A 15214-nucleotide genomic window follows, 5' to 3' on the forward strand; every position below is an offset into this window, starting at 1 on the left:
CCCTGCGGCCGTCAGTCCATGCCGATCCAGACCGACTTGGTCTGGGTGTAGCTCTCCAGGGACTCGGGGCCGCACTCGCGGCCGTAGCCGGAGGCCTTGTAGCCGCCGTAGGGCACGGCCGGGTCGTACTGGTTGTAGCAGTTGACCCAGACGGTGCCGGCCTTGATCTGCGAGGCGACCCGGTGGGCCCGCCGCAGGTCCTTGGTGTGGACGCCCGCGGCGAGGCCGTACGCGCTGTCGTTCGCGATGCGCACGGCGTCCTCCTCGGTGTCGAAGGGGATGATCGACAGGACCGGCCCGAAGATCTCCTCCTGGGCGATCCGCATGCCGTTGTCGACGCCGGTGAAGACGGTCGGCAGGAAGTAGAGGCCCTGGCTGGAGGCGCCCTCGGGGGTCCAGCCGGTGCCGCCGGTGCGCAGGGTCGCGCCTTCCTTCTCGCCGACCTCGATGTAGGAGCTGACCTTGTCGAACTGGCCCTGGTGGGCGAGCGGCCCGAACAGGGTGGCCGGGTCGCGCGGGTCGCCGGGCTTGAGGGCGGCGGCCCGGCGCACCAGCCGTTCGACCATCTCGTCGTGGATGGGCCGGTGCAGCAGCAGCCGGGAGCCGGCGGTGCAGATCTCGCCCTTGTTGTAGTAGATGCCGAAGAAGGCCAGTTCCTCGGCGGCGTCGAGGTCCGCGTCGGCGAAGACGATGTTGGCGGACTTGCCGCCCAGTTCCATCGTCACCTTCTTCAGGGTGCCGGCCGCCTTGCGGATGATGGACTGGCCGACGGAGGTGGAGCCGGTGAAGGCGATCTTGTCGATGTCCGGGTGGTCGGTGAGGGTCTCCCCCAGTTCCACGCCGGGACCGGTGATGACGTTCAGCACCCCGTCCGGGATCTCCGCCTCCTGGAAGAGCTCGGCGATCTTCAGGGCGGTGAGCGGGGTCGCCGGGGAGGGCTTGTGGACCACCGTGTTCCCCGCCGCCAGTGCCGGTGCGATCTTCGTCATCGACAGCAGCAGCGGGAAGTTGAACGGGGTGATGGCGCAGACCACGCCCAGCGGTTCGCGCAGGGTGTAGGCCAGCTGTCCGCCGGCCGGGGCCCGCGAGGATCCGTCGACACGGGTCACGGCCCCGGCGTAGTAGTGCATGAGCTGGGCGGCCATGGGCGCGTCGACCGTGCTGGAGAAGGCGAACGGCTTGCCCATGTCCACGGTCTCCAGCAGGGCGATCTCCTCCAGGTCGCGCTCGATGAGCTCACCGACCCGGTTCAGCCGCAGCGCGCGTTCCTGGGCGGAGAGTCTGCTCCACGGACCTTCTTCGTACGCCTTGCGTGCGGCGGCGACCGCCGCGTCCGCGTCGGCTGCGGTGGCCTGGGCCACCGGCACGATCTCCTGGCCGTCCACGGGGCTGATGTCCGGCTCGGTACGGCCGTCCTGGGCCGGGACCCATTTGCCGCCGATGAACAGTTTTCCGGGGTTGGCCAAGGGCTGGTCGCTGAGCTCGCGCCTGGTCATGGCTGCTGCCTTCCGGTGTCGAGTGCGGGGCGGAGGAGCTAGCCCCTCGCGAGCTGACGTAAGAACGTCTCGGCGAGGGCCTTGGAGGAGTACGGGTTCTGGCCGGTGGTCAGCCTGCGGTCCACGACCACGTGCGAGTCCCAGATCGCCTCGGCCTTCTCGTAGCGGGCGCCGAGCCGGGTGAGCTCGACCTCCAGGATCAGCGGGAGGCGGCCGGCCATGTTGGTGACCAGCTCCTCGCTGTGCGAGAAGGCCGTCATCCGGTAGCCCTCGAACGGCCAGCGGCCTTCGCCGTCGCGCAGGGCGAGCAGCGAGGTGTGGCCGTGGCAGACGGTGGCGAGCGGCTTGTCCTGGGCGAGGGTCCAGCGCAGGACCTGGGCCAGTTCGTCGGACTTGGGGAGGTCGCCGATGGCGCCGTGGCCGCCGCTGACGTAGACGCCGTCGTAGTCGGCGACGTCCTTCTCGGTCAGGGACTCCAGGGCGATCGGGTTCTTCAGCTGGGGCGTCTCCCCGATGACGCGGACGTACTCGGCGGCGTTGGCCGCGTCCTCGTCCGGCGAGCCCTCGGGGCGGACCCACTGGAGGAACTGCGGGTCGATGCTGGTCTGGTCGACGGTGGGTGCCTGTCCGCCGATCGTCGCCACGTCCACCGTGTGGCCGGCGGCCTTGAACAGCGTATAGGGCACGACGAATTCCTCGGCCCAGAATCCCGAAGGGTGCTGTTCTCCGTCCAGCAGGTGGAGCGTGGCCTTGGCCGTCATGACGACGAGAATCTTCATGATTCTCTCCTTGTTCTGGATTCGCTGCCGATTCAACACGCCCCTCGCAGGGGGCGTAAGGGGACGACGTCAGGCCCGTGATACTTCGTCACGTGCGTCCAACGCCGCGATGATGGTGCGGAATTCACCGACCAGGGGATGGTCGGGATGCGCTTCGGCGAATATCCGTTCTCCGTAGAGAGCGGCCATTTCCGGCGAGTACGGAAGGATTCCGGCCAGGGGTGCGCCGTACACCTCCTCGGACCGCCGCCGGGCCGCCGCCCGGTCGAGCCCTTCGGGGGCCATGCTCAGGACCAGGGTCCGCCGGCAGGGCAGGCGCCCGGCCAGGGCGATGGTCTCCTCGACCCCGGACAGGTCGATCCGGTCCGCCCGGGCCATGATCATCAGTACGTCGGCACTGGCCATGGCCGTCACCGACTCGTTGTTGAGCCCGGCGTGGGTGTCGAGCAGCAGGACGTCGAGCGCGAAGTGCCCGGCCAGCCGGTCGAAGCCCTCCGGCAGCAGCCCCACGTCGTAGCCGCTCGTCATGATCTCGCGCAGGGCGGCCGTCCCGGTCCGGGCGGGGACCACGTACAGCCCGGGCGCGCCCGCCTGCTGGGCCGCGGCCTCGATCTCGCAGCGGCCCAGCAGGTAGTCGGCCAGGGAGGGGCCCGGTCCGAGCCGGAACAGCAGGTCCAGGGTGGGCGACTGGATGTCGGTGTCCACCACGCCCACCCGGCGTCCCCCGGCTGCGATCAGCAGCGCGAGGTTGGCCAGGACCGAGGACTTCCCGGTGCCACCGCGGTGCGAGTGCACCACGACGGTGCGGGTCACCTAGGCCACCACCCTCTGGCCGGCACCGGCCGCGTGCGGCCCCCGCGCCGCGCGTGGCCGGTGCAGGGCCAGCATGGTGACGTCGTCGTGCTGTTCGGCCGTGCCCGTGTGCTCGCGCACCGCGACGTCCATCCGGTCGACCATCTCCTTGCCGCTCACCAGGGATGCGGCGAGCAGCTCCAGCATCCGTTCGTCGCCGAAGAAGCTGCCGCTCGGACAGCGGGCCTCGGGCACCCCGTCGGTGAAGACGAAGAGGGTGTCCCCGGGGTCCAGCTGGGCGTAGCCGAGGGTGTAGACGCAGTCGGGCAGGACACCGACGGCCGGGCCGGTGATGTCCAGCGCCACCGGCGGCCGGCCGTCGCCGGGCATCAGCAGGGGCGGGTTGTGGCCGCCGTTGATGTAGACCAGGCTGCCGGTCAGGGGGTCCAGCACCCCGAAGAACAGGGTGGCGAAGTACCCCTGCCGCAGGTGGTTGCGGGTGAGGTAGCCGTTGGTGGCGGTGACCGCGTTGAGCAGCGGGGTCGCTCCGACCACCGGGATGCGGCGGCTGCCGCCGGTGCGTCCGGCGGCGACCAGGTGCTGGAGGCCGCTGTTCTCCGCGGTGTGGCGGAGCAGGGAGCGGATGAGCGCCATGAACAGGGCGGCGCCGACCCCCTTGTCGCAGACGTCGGCGACGACGAAGGCGAGCCTCCGGCCGCGGGAGATCTCGAAGACGTCGTAGAAGTCCCCGGCGACCTGCCGGGCGGGCCGGAACCGTACGTCGATCTCCCAGCCCGCGGGCACCGGCAGCGATTCGGGCAGGAAGCCCGCCTGGATCTCGCGGCCGATCTCCAGTTCCTTCTCGTAGCCCATGAGTTCGGCGCGGGCGTCGGCCTCGCGCAGGGTGCGGCCGAGTCCGGCGCGCTCCGAGCAGCTGTGCAGCCGGGCCCCGACGAGGGCGGGCAGGAAGGGCGGTACCAGGTAGTCGTGACCGATCCGGACGTGTTCCTCCAGTGCGGCGAACTCCGTCACGGCCCAGACGACGACGATGGGCGCCCCGGCCCAGCGGCGCAGCCTCCGTACGGCCATGCGTACGGACTCCCCGTCGGACTCGGCCGGGACGAGCAGCACGTCCGCGACGGGCAGCAGTTCCAGCGGGCCTTCGCGCAGCTCCGTCAGGCTGCGGGTGACGAGTTCCGCGTCCATCGTCCGCAGCGCGTGGAGCAGCTCCGGCGGTGGTGGCGGGTACGCGTCGAGGATGATCACGGTCGTGGAGGGCATGGGTCCGTCCCCTCAGCCTTCACAGTCAGCGTGCTGATGTTGCTGCCGTCCCTGTGTGCGTAGCTGAACTCGTCCACGCTGGTCAGCGCCAGGTGGATGCCGAGGCCGCCGATCCGCCGCTCCTCGGGGGGGACCCCGGGAGCGGGGGGCAGGCAGCCTGCGACGGGGTCGAAGGGGGGTGCTGAGTCCTCGATGGCGATCTGCACCCCGCCGGGGCCGGAGCGGCCGCGGACGGTGATCCGTCCGTCGCCGCCCCGGTACCCGTGCATCACGATGTTCGTGGCGAGTTCGTCCACGGCCAGCCGGAGCCGGTAGGCGGCGCCCTTGGTCAGGCCCGCCCGTCCGGCCAGCCGCAGGACGAACGAGGCGATGTCGCCCAGTGCCCCGACGGTCGCGGGCACCTCCAGGACGACGGGCGTCCTCGCCAGTTCCACCATGTCACTCACGGTCTTCACTCATCGGAGAGGACGATGCTGCGGTCGAGGCCCGCGGTCCGGATGGTCCGGGAGACGGGCTCGATCGCACCGACCACCTTGATGGCGACGTCGTTCGCCACCTTCTGCCGGGCGAAGACCAGGGAGCGCAGTCCGGCGCTGGCCATGTAGCCGACTCCGGCCATCCGGATCTCGACGGTGGTGGTGCCGTGTCCGGCGGCCTTCTCGATGGTCTGGTGGAACTCCGGGGCGGTCTTGGCGTCCAGCTCGCCCGTCAGTTCGATCACGGTGGTGTCGCCCTCGATGCTCAGGGACACGGAAAGCGGCATGTCAGGTCTCCTTCGGTCAGGGCGTGTCGGTCTCTTCGTTCGTGCGGCCCACCAGGATCACGACCGAACGCGGGCCGATCAGGTACTTCCCGGCGTTGTCCAGCTCCTGCTCGGTGCCGGGGGTGCGGATGTCGTACGGCCCTTCGGCCCCGGTGTCGGCGAACAGGTGCCAGCTGCGCCCGCCGGGGAGGGCGGGCAGCTCCAGGTCGTGCGACTCCCAGTGCGCGTTCATGGCCACGTACACCACGTCGTCGTCGCCGGTGCCGCAGCGGGCCACCGCCAGCAGCCGGCTCTCCGCCGACCAGTCGGGCTGCCAGGCCCGCTCCCCGTGCCAGCTGATGTCCGGCAGGCCGAGGTTCTCGCGGACCTGACCGGTGGGGTGGGCGGTGGAGCGCAGCTCGCGGTGGCGCTTGCGGAAGGCGATCATCTCCCGCGTGAACCGCAGCAGTTCGGCGTTGTCGTCGACCTGGTCCCAGTCGAACCACGACAGTTCGTTGTCCTGGCAGTACGTGTTGTTGTTGCCCTGCTGGGTGCGCGCGACCTCGTCCCCGGACAGCAGCATCGGGATGCCCTGGCTGGTGAAGAGGATGGCCAGGGCGTTCTTCATCTGGCGCAGGCGCAGTGCGTTGACCTCGGGGTCGTCGGTCGGCCCCTCGGCTCCGCAGTTCCAGCTGGCGTTGTCGTTGCCGCCGTCGTTGTTGCCCTCGCCGTTCGCCTCGTTGTGCTTGTCGTTGTACGAGACGAGGTCGGCCAGCGTGAAGCCGTCGTGCGCGGTGAGGAAGTTGACGGAGGCGGCGGTGCCCCGGGTCGAGTACAGGTCGGGCGAGCCGGCGATGCGGGTGGCGAGTTCGCCGGTGATGCCGGGGTCGCCCTTGAGGAAGCTGCGCACGGTGTCGCGGTACTTCCCGTTCCACTCCGCCCAGCGGCCGTACGCCGGGAAGTTGCCGACCTCGTACAGTCCGCCCGCGTCCCAGGCCTCGGCGATGAGCTTGGTGTGGCGCAGGACGGGGTCGTAGGCGAGCAGCTCCAGCAGCGGCGGGTTGGGCAGCGGTGTGCCGTCCGGGGACCGTCCGAGGATGGCCGCGAGGTCGAACCGGAAGCCGTCGATGTGGTAGTCGGCGACCCAGTGGCGCAGGCAGTCGAGCACGAAGTTGCGCACGACGGGGTGGTTGCAGTTGACCGTGTTGCCCGTGCCGCTGAAGTTGAAGTAGTACCCCTCCGGCGTGAGCATGTAGTAGGTGGCGTTGTCGAGCCCCTTGAAGGAGATCGTCGGCCCCTGCTCGTTGCCCTCGGCGGTGTGGTTGAAGACGACGTCGAGGATGACCTCGATGCCGGCCGCGTGCAGGTCCTTGATCAGGGTGCGGAACTCGTCGCCCTGCATCCCGTACCGCCCGGTGGCCGCGTAGCCGGCCTTGGGCGCGAAGAAGGAGACGGTGTTGTAGCCCCAGTAGTCGTAGAGCTTCTCGCCGGTCTCCGGGTTGGAGCGCGGGTTGTCGCTCTCGTCGAACTCGAACACGGGGAGCAGTTCGATGCAGTTCACCCCGAGTTCCTTCAGGTACGGGATCTTCTCCCGCAGCCCCGCGAAGGTGCCGGGGGCGGTGACCTGCGAGGAGGGGTGCCGGGTGAAGCCGCGGACGTGGGCCTCGTACACGACGAGGTCCTCGGCCGGGATGCCCAGCGGTGTGTCGTCGGCCCAGTCGAAGTCCTGGAGGCAGACGCGGGAGCGGTACTGGTAGCCGCGGCTGTAGTCGGGTTCCACGCCCCACACGTCACGGCCGGCGATCAGCCGTGCGTACGGGTCGGAGAGCACCTGCCGGGCGTCGAAGCGGTGGCCGGAGACCGGGTCGTAGGGGCCGTCGGCCCGGTACCCGTACTCCATGTTCTCGTGGTCGAGGCCGAAGACCGTCATGGCGAAGACGCTGCCGGTGCGGAACTCCTCGGGGAATTCCAGCTCGGCCGTCGGCTCGGGCTCTCCGCGCTTGTAGATGACCAGGGTCATGGAGGTGGCCTGGTCGGAGTAGACGGAGAAACTGACCCCGCCGGGGACCACGTTGGCCCCGAAGGGGAAGGGCTTGCCGGCGCGGACGCGGTACCCGCCCACCTCGTGGGTCGGGTACGCGTCGACGCGCAGGACCTGCTCGGACCGGCCCTCGCTCATCGCGCGGCCTTCGCCCTGGCCTTGGCGGCCGCGGCCGCGGCCTCGCCGGTCTCGAAGAAGTCGAGGAACCCGGTGGCCGACATGACGAACCGGACTTCCTCGCTCACCCCGTAGAGGGTGACGGCGACGCCCTCGTGCTGGGCCTCGCGGTAGACGACGAGCAGGGTCCGCAGTCCCGCGCTGGAGACGTAGGTGACCGCCGTGAGGTCGATCTTCAGCGGCTTGCCCTCGCGGACCAGCGGCAGGAGTGCCTGGAGCAGTGAGCCGGATGTCTCGCTGTTGATCTCGCCGGTGGCGACGAGCACGGTGCCCGTCTTGTTCCGGCGTTCCTTGACGTTGAGAGTCATAGCTTTCCCCTCTGGTTGGGGCGCCCCCCGTTGAGCGCTACTTGGCCACTGGACGCAGCCGCACCTTGACCTTGACCCGTCCCTGGACGTCGGGCAGGTGGACGGTGAGCTGGTCCGCGTCGAACTCCTCGTACGGCTTCTCGTCGATCTCCACGGATGCGATCTGCACCGAGCCGGCGGGAAGCAGGTCGGGCGAGACGCGCAGGACGCGGTCGGGCAGGTCGGCCGGGTCGGGCTGGAAGTGGAAGTCCATCTCCCGGCCGTTGATGAGCAGGTTGTTGTAGACGGCGGCCAGGTAGCAGAGCTCCGCCGAGTGGTACATGGACATCGAGTGGCTGCCCTTGAGCCGCTCGGTGCCGAGCAGGTACGGGGTACCGCTCGCGAGGACGTTGAAGTAGACGGCGCCCTCGTCGTGGTCGAGGAAGAAGGTGTTGTAGAAGGCTTCCGCCTGCCGGGCCTCGCGCAGGTTCGCGTCGCCGCCGACGGTGCCGTTCAGGATGAGGTAGGCGAGGATCGCCTGCTCCTGCTGCCACCAGGCCTTGCGGTCGTGCCAGGCGAAACGATACGTCTCCTCGTCGCCGGACTTGATGCGCTCGACGACGTCGTACCAGCCGCCGCGCTGCACGTCGCTGCCGACCGCGGGCATGATCTCGCCGATCTTCTTGGCGAGCTGCTCGTAGGCGGGCTTGGCCTTCAGCGAGTTCATCCGCATCAGGTTCCAGGCGATCTTCAGGTTGTGACCGACCACCGCGCGGTTCTGCTGCCAGCTGTGCGCGGTGTCGTGGGACCAGTCGCGGAAGAAGCGCTCCTGGACGAAGGGGCTGTTCTTGTAGTCCGGGAACTTGTCCGCGATGGTGTCGAAGGTGTACTCGAGGAAGTCGGCGTACTTCTGCTCGCCGGTCGCCAGGTACAGGTTGATCAGGTACGCGGGGGCGTGGTCGCCGACCGAGTTCCAGTTCTTGCGCTCGGCGTTCTCGCCGAGGGACTCGTGGTCCGCGCTGAAGAGGATCGGGTCGATGTGCGAGTAGTAGCCGCCCTGCTCCGGGTCGAAGAAGAACTTGTCGAACAGCCGGATGGTGGCGTCCGCGTCGTTCTTGATCCGGACGTCGCCGGTGACCCGGTAGGTCTGGATCGGACCGGCCAGGGCGTAGATCTGCTCGTACATCGGGATCGCGTCGTAGTCGTCGGAGAACTCCGAGGTGAACAGCTTGCGCTCGGAGTCCCCGTCCACGCTGATGCCGTGGTACCAGAAGACCACGTCCTCCTCGCTGTCCACCACCCGCATGTGCTTGCGCAGGTACTCGGTGCCGCGCTCGGCGACCTCCAGGTACTCGTCCTTGCCCGTCAGCAGGTAGGCCGAGGCCATGCCGTAGACCAGGCGGGAGATCGTGTCGGTCTCCTGGACGTGGCTGGCGGTCTTGTCACCGCCGAGCCGGATCTCGGTGCGGTACTCGGTGAAGTCCACCGGCCCGTCGCCGAACTGGGCCCGCTTGTAGAAGTCGGCCAGCGACTCGATCTGCTTGATCCACCAGCTCGGCTCCTCGAAGCGGTAGTCCTCGGCGCCGCGGCCCAGGAACACCAGGCGCTTGGCGTCGAAGCCTCCGCCCCGCTCCGGGTAGTGGACGCCGTAGACGTAGAGGAACCGGCCCGGGGAGAGCATCTCGTCGATGTGCCCGGAGGCGTCGATGTACGGCTCCTCCAGGTTGCGGACGAGCTCCGCGCTCGGGCCGCCGGCCAGCGAGACCTCGAAGGTCCGGCCGTCGGAGGTCTTCAGCCGCAGCAGGCGGGTCCCGGAGTCGAAGTGGTCGACGTACCCGGCGATCGTGTCGGAGAAGGAGAAGCTCACGGCGTCCGCCATGTCATGCACCGTCCTTGTCGTGAGAGCCCTTGTGAGAGCGGTCGTCCTCGAACCCCTGGCTGACCTCGACGATCACCCCGTCGGGATCGCGGACCCACACGGTCCGCCACCCGCAGATGAAGTCGTCGAAGTCCAGCGGACCCAGGGTCACTTCGGCCGCGTCCCCCAGCGTCGCCAGGAACGCGTCCACGTCGTCGGTCTGGAAGGCCAGGTGGCGCATCCGGCCCGGGGCCTGCGGCCCGTCCTCGTGCGCCTCGCGGGCCGGTTCGGTGTCGGCCGCGAAGAGCTCCAGGTAGGCGTCCCCCTTGCGCAGGAACACGATCTGCGACTCCCCGAGATCGACCACCCTGGCCCGGGCGAAGCCGAAGTGGCGGGTGTAGAACTCCTCGGTCGTCTTCTGGTCGGTGCAGTTCAGGCCCACGTGCGACCAGACCATGGAGCCCGGCATCAGGGGGCACCTCCCAGCGGTGGCCGGGGGACGGCCCCCCGGCCCCGTCCGGCGGAGACCAGCTCGATGATCCGGCGGGCGAAGAGGTGGTGGTGGGCGCCGGTGCGGCCGGTGACCAGGTCCCCGTCGACGACCACGTCCTCGTCCACGTACTGCGCGCCCATGTTCCGCACGTCACCGATGAGGTTGTTGTGGCACACCACCTTGCGGCCCCGGATCTTGTCCGGGATGGAGGAGGCCAGCCACATGCCGTGGCAGATGATCCCCTTGAGGACTGATCGCTCCTCGAAGGCCCGGCGCAGCAGCTCCGTCGCCGGGGCCAGCCGGTCCACGTCCTCGGTGTAGCGCAGCCGGTCGGCCACCATGCCCGAGGGCACGATGATCGCCGCGTACCGGCGCAGGTCCTCGTCGCTCAGCCCCTCCAGGGACAGGCTGGCGGTGAAGGGCGCCCGGTACTCGTGGCCGGCGAAGGTGATGGACTCGTTGCCCCACAGCCGGGTCAGGAAGTCGACCTCGGCGCCCTCCTCCGCGAACCGGTGCTGGTAGTAGAAGACCTCGGGCTCGTAGAAGTCGCTCTCGATCAGGACCGCGATCCGGGTCCCGGACAGCGCGCCCTCGCGCAGGACCGCATCAGGCACGGGACACCCCCTTCAGGAAGTCCGCCGCGCGCTCGGCGATCATCGCGATGGCGGTGTGGCAGTTGCCCGACGGGACGGCGGGCATCACGCTGGCGTCGACGACGCGCAGGTTCCGTACGCCGTGCACCCGCAGCTCGGGGTCGACGACCGAGAGGTCGTCGATGCCCATGCGGCAGGACCCGGCCTGGTGGTGGTAGCTCTCGGACTTCTGCTTCACGAAGGTCCGCAGGTCCTCGTCGGAGACGTAACCGGGTCCCGGCTGGAGCTCCTGCTTGTACCAGGGCGAGAAGGCCGAGGTCGCGAAGATGTCCCGGGCGATCTTCACGCCCTGCACCATCCGCTCCAGGTCCCAGCGGTCGCCCAGGTAGTTCGGGTTGATCAGCGGGTGGGCCAGCGGGTCGGCGCTCGCCAGCCTGATCCAGCCGCGCGAGACCGGCCGTACGACTCCGGGCAGGATGGACACCGTGTTCGGGTGGTCCTGGCCGACGATCACGTCGAAGGGCACGTGGACGAAGGCGATCTGCAGGTCCGGCGCGGGCAGACCGGGCTGCGAGGACAGGAACAGAGCGCTCTCGGACAGGTTCTGCGCCGGCGGCGGGAGCTCCTGGGTGACCTCGGCCATCAGCCCGGTCAGGACGTGGTTGTGGAAGTTCTCGCCGACGCCGGGCAGGGCGGCGGTGACCGCGATGCCGTGCTCGCGCAGCTGCTCGGGGTGGCCGATGCCGGAGAGCAGCAGCAGCTTCGGGGACTCGATCGCCCCCGCCGCCACGATCACCTCCCGGCGGGCCCGTACGGTGTGCTGCCCGGGCGCCGCCGCGCTGCTGTGGCCGTCCCGGACGGTGCGGCCCGGGAAGTCGGCGGGGGGCTGGAGCTGGACGTACTCGACGCCCGTGCAGGTGTCCCCGTCGAAGAGCAGGCGGCTGCTCTGCGCATTGGTGCGCAGGGTCAGGTTGGGCCGTTCCAGCGCCGGCTCCAGATAGGCGGCGAGAACGCCCTGGCGGCGGCCGTCGGCCACGTCGATGTGGTGCCAGCCGGTGCCGAAGAGGCCGCGCCGGGGTCCGTCGGTGTTGAAGTCGGCGATCTCCTGGTGGCCCAGTTCGACGGAGGCGTCGATGAAGGCGCGGGAGACCGGGTTGGGACCGTGCTGACCGGCGTTGGTGATCCGCTGCGGCCCTCGGGTCCCGGTGGCGGGTCCGGTGGCGTCCTCCTGGCCCTCCAGCAGGGCGAAGTACGGGAGCACGTCCTCGTGGGCCCAGCCGGCGGCGCCCTGGTAGGCCCAGTTGTCGAAGTCCGAGGCGTGGCCCCGGATGTGCATCATGATGTAGAGGTTGCTGCTGCCGCCGGGGGCCTTGCCGCGCGGTTCGTAGGTGCGGCGGCCGTCCAGGCCGGGCTGCGGGACGCTGGTGTAGCCCCAGTCCACGGGCCCGCCGAGCAGCTTGTACCAGGAGGACGGGTCGTCCACCTCGGGCGGGATGCGGGAGCCGCCCGCCTCCAGGACCAGGACGGAGACGTCCGGGTCCTCGGAGAGGCGTCGGGCCAGGACACTGCCCGCGGTGCCGGATCCCACGACGATGTAGTCGTACTCTTCGGTTTCTGAGACGCCCACGATGCCGCCCCCTCAGCCCTGGCTCAGCACCTGGAAGGGGACGGTGTCGTGGTAGTTCGCCATGTAGGCGATCTTTCCGTCCACGATCCGGAAGAAGTTCATGACCTCGGCCTCGATGGCCTCGCCGGAGGCGCTCACGGCGCTCAGGTGGGAGACGGCCGCGGCCTTCTCCCCGTCGACGAGGAAGTGCACGGGCTCGTTCCGGAACACCCGGTACATGGTGCCCATGCCCTTCATCATCGAACGCAGCACCTCCAGGCCCTCGATGTGGCCGGCCAGCTGCTCGTCCATGACCTGGTCGTCGGCGAACAGGTCGCACCAGCGGTCCCAGTCCCCGGCGTTGGCGTACTCGTAGTACTTCTCAAGGATCTGCTCGGCGTCCATCGCGCTCATCCCCCTATCGGTCCCTGCGGGTTCCGTCGGGCGCGAACGGCGCCCAGAACTGGCTGAAGGCGGAGGCGGTGTCGCCGAAGAGGCCGTCGCGGCCCTCGACGATCCGGCCGTCCTGCCACCGCATGTAGTGGAAGACCGGGTAGTCCATCCGCTCGTACGGGGACCCGCTCCCCGGCTCCGCGCCGTCCCGCACGGCGACGTTGCGGCACACGTCGGCGCTGCAGTCCTCGCCGACGAGGACGGCTTCCAGGTCCATCCGGAAGGTGCCGCCCGTGAGCTTGTGGGTCTGCCCCATCAGCTCCAGGAAGGCGTCCAGGCTCTCGTACCAGCCGGCGAGCGGGTGGTTGCCGGGCACCAGCCAGCGCAGGTCCTCGGAGTAGTACTCCAGGATGCGCGCGCGGTCACCGGAACCGAGGGCGGCGTAGGCCGCCCGGACCCGGTCCGCTGTCACTTCGGTCATCGTCGCTTCTCCTTCGCCGGCGCTCAGAGCGAACCGGAACCGGGCATCGGCGCCAGGTCGTTGACGGTGTACTGCTTGATCAGCGGCCCGTCCGGGCCCGCGACGACGGTCCAGGTCTGGTCGGCGTCGAAGCCGAGCCACTGACTGCGCGCGCCCGGCGGGTCCCAGATCTTGGCCTGCCAGTTGACGAGGACCCGCACGACCGCGCGGTCGCCCTCGATGACGGGCTCGACCTTGGTGACCGTGTGCACCTCGTCGAAGAACCGGTTGGTGACGGCCTCGTACCAGCGGCCGAAGCCCTCGTGTCCGAGGAAGGTGTCCTCGGGGACCTTGAACTCCAGGTCCTCGGTGATCAGGGCGAGCACCTCGTCCAGCCCCACGTGCCGGTCCAGTGCGACGTACCAGTCCTCGGCGAAACTGCGGATCGCGTCCTCGGTCAACTGCCGCTCGGCGGGCATGCGCTCTCCTCCTGCTTCCGTGTGTTGCGTGCTGCGTGCGTGCTCCGGTTCAGATCTGGACGTCGACGAGGAACGGCCCGGGGTGCGCCAGCATCCGGCCCACGGCGGCGACCGCCTCGTCCGGCTTCTCCACCCGCATCCCGCCGGCGCCCAGCGAGCGGGCCAGCCCGGCGAAGTCGATCTCCGGGTGCGAGAGGTCGAAGGAGCCCGGGAAGCCGTGCTCGGGGATGTCCCGCTCCCGCCAGTACTGGGCGATGTTGTCGTCCAGCAGCCGGTACTTGCGGTTGTTGCAGACCACGAACTTGGCGTCGATGCCGTGCCGGGCAGCGGTCCACAGCGCCTGGTACGTGTACATCGACCCGCCGTCCCCGGCGAAGCCGACGACCAGCCGGTCCGGCCGGGCGAGCTTCGCCCCGACCGCGCCCGGGAAGCCCACGCCCAGCGAGCCGCCGCGGGTGAGGTGGTAGTCGCCCGGCCGCTCCGGCGGCAGGTACCTGGTGACCAGCGGGGAGGTGGTCAGCGCCTCGTCGAAGACGATGAGGTCCTTGCCCGTGCGCTCCGCCAGGGTCCGCAGGAAGACGGCCATCGGCGTGCCGTCGTCCGCGGCCGCCCGTTCCTCGCGGGCCCGCTCCCGGGTCCGTACGTCGAGCCGGGCGGCCGCGGCGGCCCGCTGCTGCGGGGTGAGCCGCTGCTCCAGTACGCCGGCCAGCGCGCGCAGCGCCTGCCGGGGATCCGCGGCGAGGCCGAGGTCCACGGGGTGGTTCTTGGCGATCTCGTAGGCGTTGAGGTCGATGTGGACGACCTTCGCGCCCGGCCGGAAGGGGCTCTCCAACTCGGGGAACACCTCCGGGAAGACGTAGGTGCCGACGATCAGCACCCCGTCGGCCTCCCCGATCAGCTCCTTGCTGTGCGGGCCGAACATGTGGCCGCTCTGGCCGCGCCGCAGCGGGTGCGACGCCGCGATGTTCACCTCGGAGGAGTCGACCTCGTACACGTCGGCGCCCAGCAGCTCGGCGACGGCGGCGAGTTCGGCCTGTGCCCCGGAGAGCGAGACCCCGTCCCCGATGAGGAGGACCGGCTTCCGGGCGGGGGCGAGCAGCTCGGCCGCCCGCCCCACCGAGGCCGGGGAGGGCGCCACGTCCGTGAGCGGCACCGTGGTGGGCAGGACGGGCTCGGAGTTGAGCTCGTCCAGCACGTCCATCGGAAGCGCCACGAACACCGGTCCGCGGGGCGGGGTGAGCGCGATCTTCACGGCCCGCCGGATGGTGCGCAGCACCGAGTGCCGGTCGGTGACCCGGGTCGCGTACTTGGTCACCGGCTTGGCCATGGCCACCAGGTCGGACGCCATCTGCGCGTCCATGGCGTCGTAGCGCACCCCGGCGTCACCGGCGACCACGACGAGCGGGGTGTGGCCGCGCAGCGACTGGTAGAGCATCCCTATGCCGTTGCCCAGCCCCACCCCGGAGTGCAGTTGGAGCAGGGCCGCGCCGCCGGTGGCCCGGGCGTAGCCGTCGGCGATGCCGGCGGCCACGGTCTCCTGGAGGGCGAGGACGTACTGGAAGTCCTCCGCCGCGTCCACGGCGTCGAGGAATCCCTGTTCCACCGTCCCCGGATTTCCGAACATCACATTCAGGCCGTCGGCCTTGAACTGCTCGATCAGCCTTTCCCGTCCGGGAGTGGCTCCGGTATTCATCGAACTCCCCCTCAGTCTCTCCGTCGACCCTGCACCCGCCGGAA

General features: G+C 69.9%; 16 protein-coding genes. All 16 read right to left on the reverse strand.

What is annotated here, in order from left to right; translation table 11 throughout:
* Nucleotides 1-11: 11 nt before the first annotated feature.
* The gene (locus IO30_RS0120475; protein WP_031144984.1) at nucleotides 12-1496 is read right to left on the reverse strand and encodes an aldehyde dehydrogenase family protein; all 1485 of its coding nucleotides are present in this window, start codon (nucleotides 1494-1496) and stop codon (nucleotides 12-14) included.
* Between the two features lie 38 nt (nucleotides 1497-1534).
* Nucleotides 1535-2275 carry a type 1 glutamine amidotransferase domain-containing protein gene (locus IO30_RS0120480; RefSeq protein ID WP_031144985.1) on the reverse strand — a complete coding sequence of 247 codons (741 nt, stop codon included), beginning with the start codon at nucleotides 2273-2275 and terminating at the stop codon, nucleotides 1535-1537.
* A gap of 69 nt (nucleotides 2276-2344) precedes the next feature.
* Nucleotides 2345-3088 carry a MinD/ParA family ATP-binding protein gene (locus tag IO30_RS0120485; RefSeq protein ID WP_031144986.1) on the reverse strand — a complete coding sequence of 248 codons (744 nt, stop codon included), beginning with the start codon at nucleotides 3086-3088 and terminating at the stop codon, nucleotides 2345-2347.
* Nucleotides 3089-4348 carry a PP2C family protein-serine/threonine phosphatase gene (locus IO30_RS0120490; protein ID WP_051859839.1) on the reverse strand — a complete coding sequence of 420 codons (1260 nt, stop codon included), beginning with the start codon at nucleotides 4346-4348 and terminating at the stop codon, nucleotides 3089-3091.
* Nucleotides 4330-4785 carry an ATP-binding protein gene (locus IO30_RS0120495; protein WP_031144988.1) on the reverse strand — a complete coding sequence of 152 codons (456 nt, stop codon included), beginning with the start codon at nucleotides 4783-4785 and terminating at the stop codon, nucleotides 4330-4332. Before IO30_RS0120495 ends, IO30_RS0120490 begins: the two co-directional genes overlap by 19 nt.
* A 14-nt stretch (nucleotides 4786-4799) precedes the next feature.
* The gene (locus IO30_RS0120500; RefSeq protein WP_031144989.1) at nucleotides 4800-5111 is read right to left on the reverse strand and encodes an STAS domain-containing protein; all 312 of its coding nucleotides are present in this window, start codon (nucleotides 5109-5111) and stop codon (nucleotides 4800-4802) included.
* 16 nt (nucleotides 5112-5127) lie between these two features.
* Entirely contained in the window at nucleotides 5128-7269 is a 2142-nt protein-coding gene (gene glgX / locus IO30_RS0120505) for a glycogen debranching protein GlgX (RefSeq protein ID WP_031144990.1), read from the reverse strand.
* Nucleotides 7266-7616, reverse strand: a complete 351-nt coding sequence (locus tag IO30_RS0120510; RefSeq protein WP_031144991.1) for an STAS domain-containing protein — start codon at nucleotides 7614-7616, stop codon at nucleotides 7266-7268. The genes glgX and IO30_RS0120510 overlap by 4 nt, the downstream gene beginning before the upstream one ends.
* Before the next feature lie 37 nt (nucleotides 7617-7653).
* Nucleotides 7654-9474, reverse strand: a complete 1821-nt coding sequence (locus IO30_RS0120515; RefSeq protein WP_031144992.1) for an AGE family epimerase/isomerase — start codon at nucleotides 9472-9474, stop codon at nucleotides 7654-7656.
* 1 nt (nucleotide 9475) lies between these two features.
* Nucleotides 9476-9922, reverse strand: a complete 447-nt coding sequence (locus tag IO30_RS0120520) for a VOC family protein (protein WP_031144993.1) — start codon at nucleotides 9920-9922, stop codon at nucleotides 9476-9478.
* Nucleotides 9922-10560, reverse strand: coding sequence for a DJ-1/PfpI family protein (locus IO30_RS0120525; protein ID WP_031144994.1), 639 nt, complete (start codon nucleotides 10558-10560; stop codon nucleotides 9922-9924). The genes IO30_RS0120520 and IO30_RS0120525 overlap by 1 nt, the downstream gene beginning before the upstream one ends.
* A complete protein-coding gene (locus tag IO30_RS0120530; protein ID WP_031144995.1) occupies nucleotides 10553-12166 on the reverse strand; it encodes a GMC family oxidoreductase in 1614 nt (537 codons plus the stop codon). Before IO30_RS0120530 ends, IO30_RS0120525 begins: the two co-directional genes overlap by 8 nt.
* Before the next feature lie 12 nt (nucleotides 12167-12178).
* On the reverse strand, nucleotides 12179-12559 hold the full coding sequence (locus tag IO30_RS0120535; RefSeq protein ID WP_078904400.1) for a nuclear transport factor 2 family protein: 381 nt from the start codon (nucleotides 12557-12559) through the stop codon (nucleotides 12179-12181).
* Nucleotides 12560-12563: 4 nt separating this feature from the next.
* A complete protein-coding gene (locus tag IO30_RS0120540) occupies nucleotides 12564-13019 on the reverse strand; it encodes a nuclear transport factor 2 family protein (protein WP_031144997.1) in 456 nt (151 codons plus the stop codon).
* A 23-nt stretch (nucleotides 13020-13042) separates the two neighbouring features.
* A complete protein-coding gene (locus IO30_RS0120545) occupies nucleotides 13043-13477 on the reverse strand; it encodes a nuclear transport factor 2 family protein (protein WP_031144998.1) in 435 nt (144 codons plus the stop codon).
* Nucleotides 13478-13526: 49 nt separating this feature from the next.
* Nucleotides 13527-15170 carry a thiamine pyrophosphate-binding protein gene (locus IO30_RS0120550; RefSeq protein ID WP_031144999.1) on the reverse strand — a complete coding sequence of 548 codons (1644 nt, stop codon included), beginning with the start codon at nucleotides 15168-15170 and terminating at the stop codon, nucleotides 13527-13529.
* Nucleotides 15171-15214: the final 44 nt, after the last annotated feature.

Origin of the sequence: Streptomyces xanthophaeus (assembly GCF_000725805.1) — a bacterium.
Lineage (GTDB): Bacteria > Actinomycetota > Actinomycetes > Streptomycetales > Streptomycetaceae > Streptomyces > Streptomyces xanthophaeus.

Excerpts from the sequence above, each read along its gene's own strand:
- IO30_RS0120475 (WP_031144984.1), bottom strand. The coding sequence starts at position 1,496 with ATGACCAGGCGCGAGCTCAGCGACCAGCCCTTGGCCAACCCCGGAAAA.
- IO30_RS0120480 (WP_031144985.1), bottom strand. The coding sequence starts at position 2,275 with ATGAAGATTCTCGTCGTCATGACGGCCAAGGCCACGCTCCACCTGCTG.
- IO30_RS0120490 (WP_051859839.1), bottom strand. The coding sequence starts at position 4,348 with ATGCCCTCCACGACCGTGATCATCCTCGACGCGTACCCGCCACCACCG.
- IO30_RS0120495 (WP_031144988.1), bottom strand. The coding sequence starts at position 4,785 with ATGGTGGAACTGGCGAGGACGCCCGTCGTCCTGGAGGTGCCCGCGACC.
- IO30_RS0120500 (WP_031144989.1), bottom strand. The coding sequence starts at position 5,111 with ATGCCGCTTTCCGTGTCCCTGAGCATCGAGGGCGACACCACCGTGATC.
- glgX (WP_031144990.1), bottom strand. The coding sequence starts at position 7,269 with ATGAGCGAGGGCCGGTCCGAGCAGGTCCTGCGCGTCGACGCGTACCCG.
- IO30_RS0120510 (WP_031144991.1), bottom strand. The coding sequence starts at position 7,616 with ATGACTCTCAACGTCAAGGAACGCCGGAACAAGACGGGCACCGTGCTC.
- IO30_RS0120515 (WP_031144992.1), bottom strand. The coding sequence starts at position 9,474 with ATGGCGGACGCCGTGAGCTTCTCCTTCTCCGACACGATCGCCGGGTAC.
- IO30_RS0120520 (WP_031144993.1), bottom strand. The coding sequence starts at position 9,922 with ATGCCGGGCTCCATGGTCTGGTCGCACGTGGGCCTGAACTGCACCGAC.
- IO30_RS0120535 (WP_078904400.1), bottom strand. The coding sequence starts at position 12,559 with ATGAGCGCGATGGACGCCGAGCAGATCCTTGAGAAGTACTACGAGTAC.
- IO30_RS0120540 (WP_031144997.1), bottom strand. The coding sequence starts at position 13,019 with ATGACCGAAGTGACAGCGGACCGGGTCCGGGCGGCCTACGCCGCCCTC.
- IO30_RS0120545 (WP_031144998.1), bottom strand. The coding sequence starts at position 13,477 with ATGCCCGCCGAGCGGCAGTTGACCGAGGACGCGATCCGCAGTTTCGCC.
- IO30_RS0120550 (WP_031144999.1), bottom strand. The coding sequence starts at position 15,170 with ATGAATACCGGAGCCACTCCCGGACGGGAAAGGCTGATCGAGCAGTTC.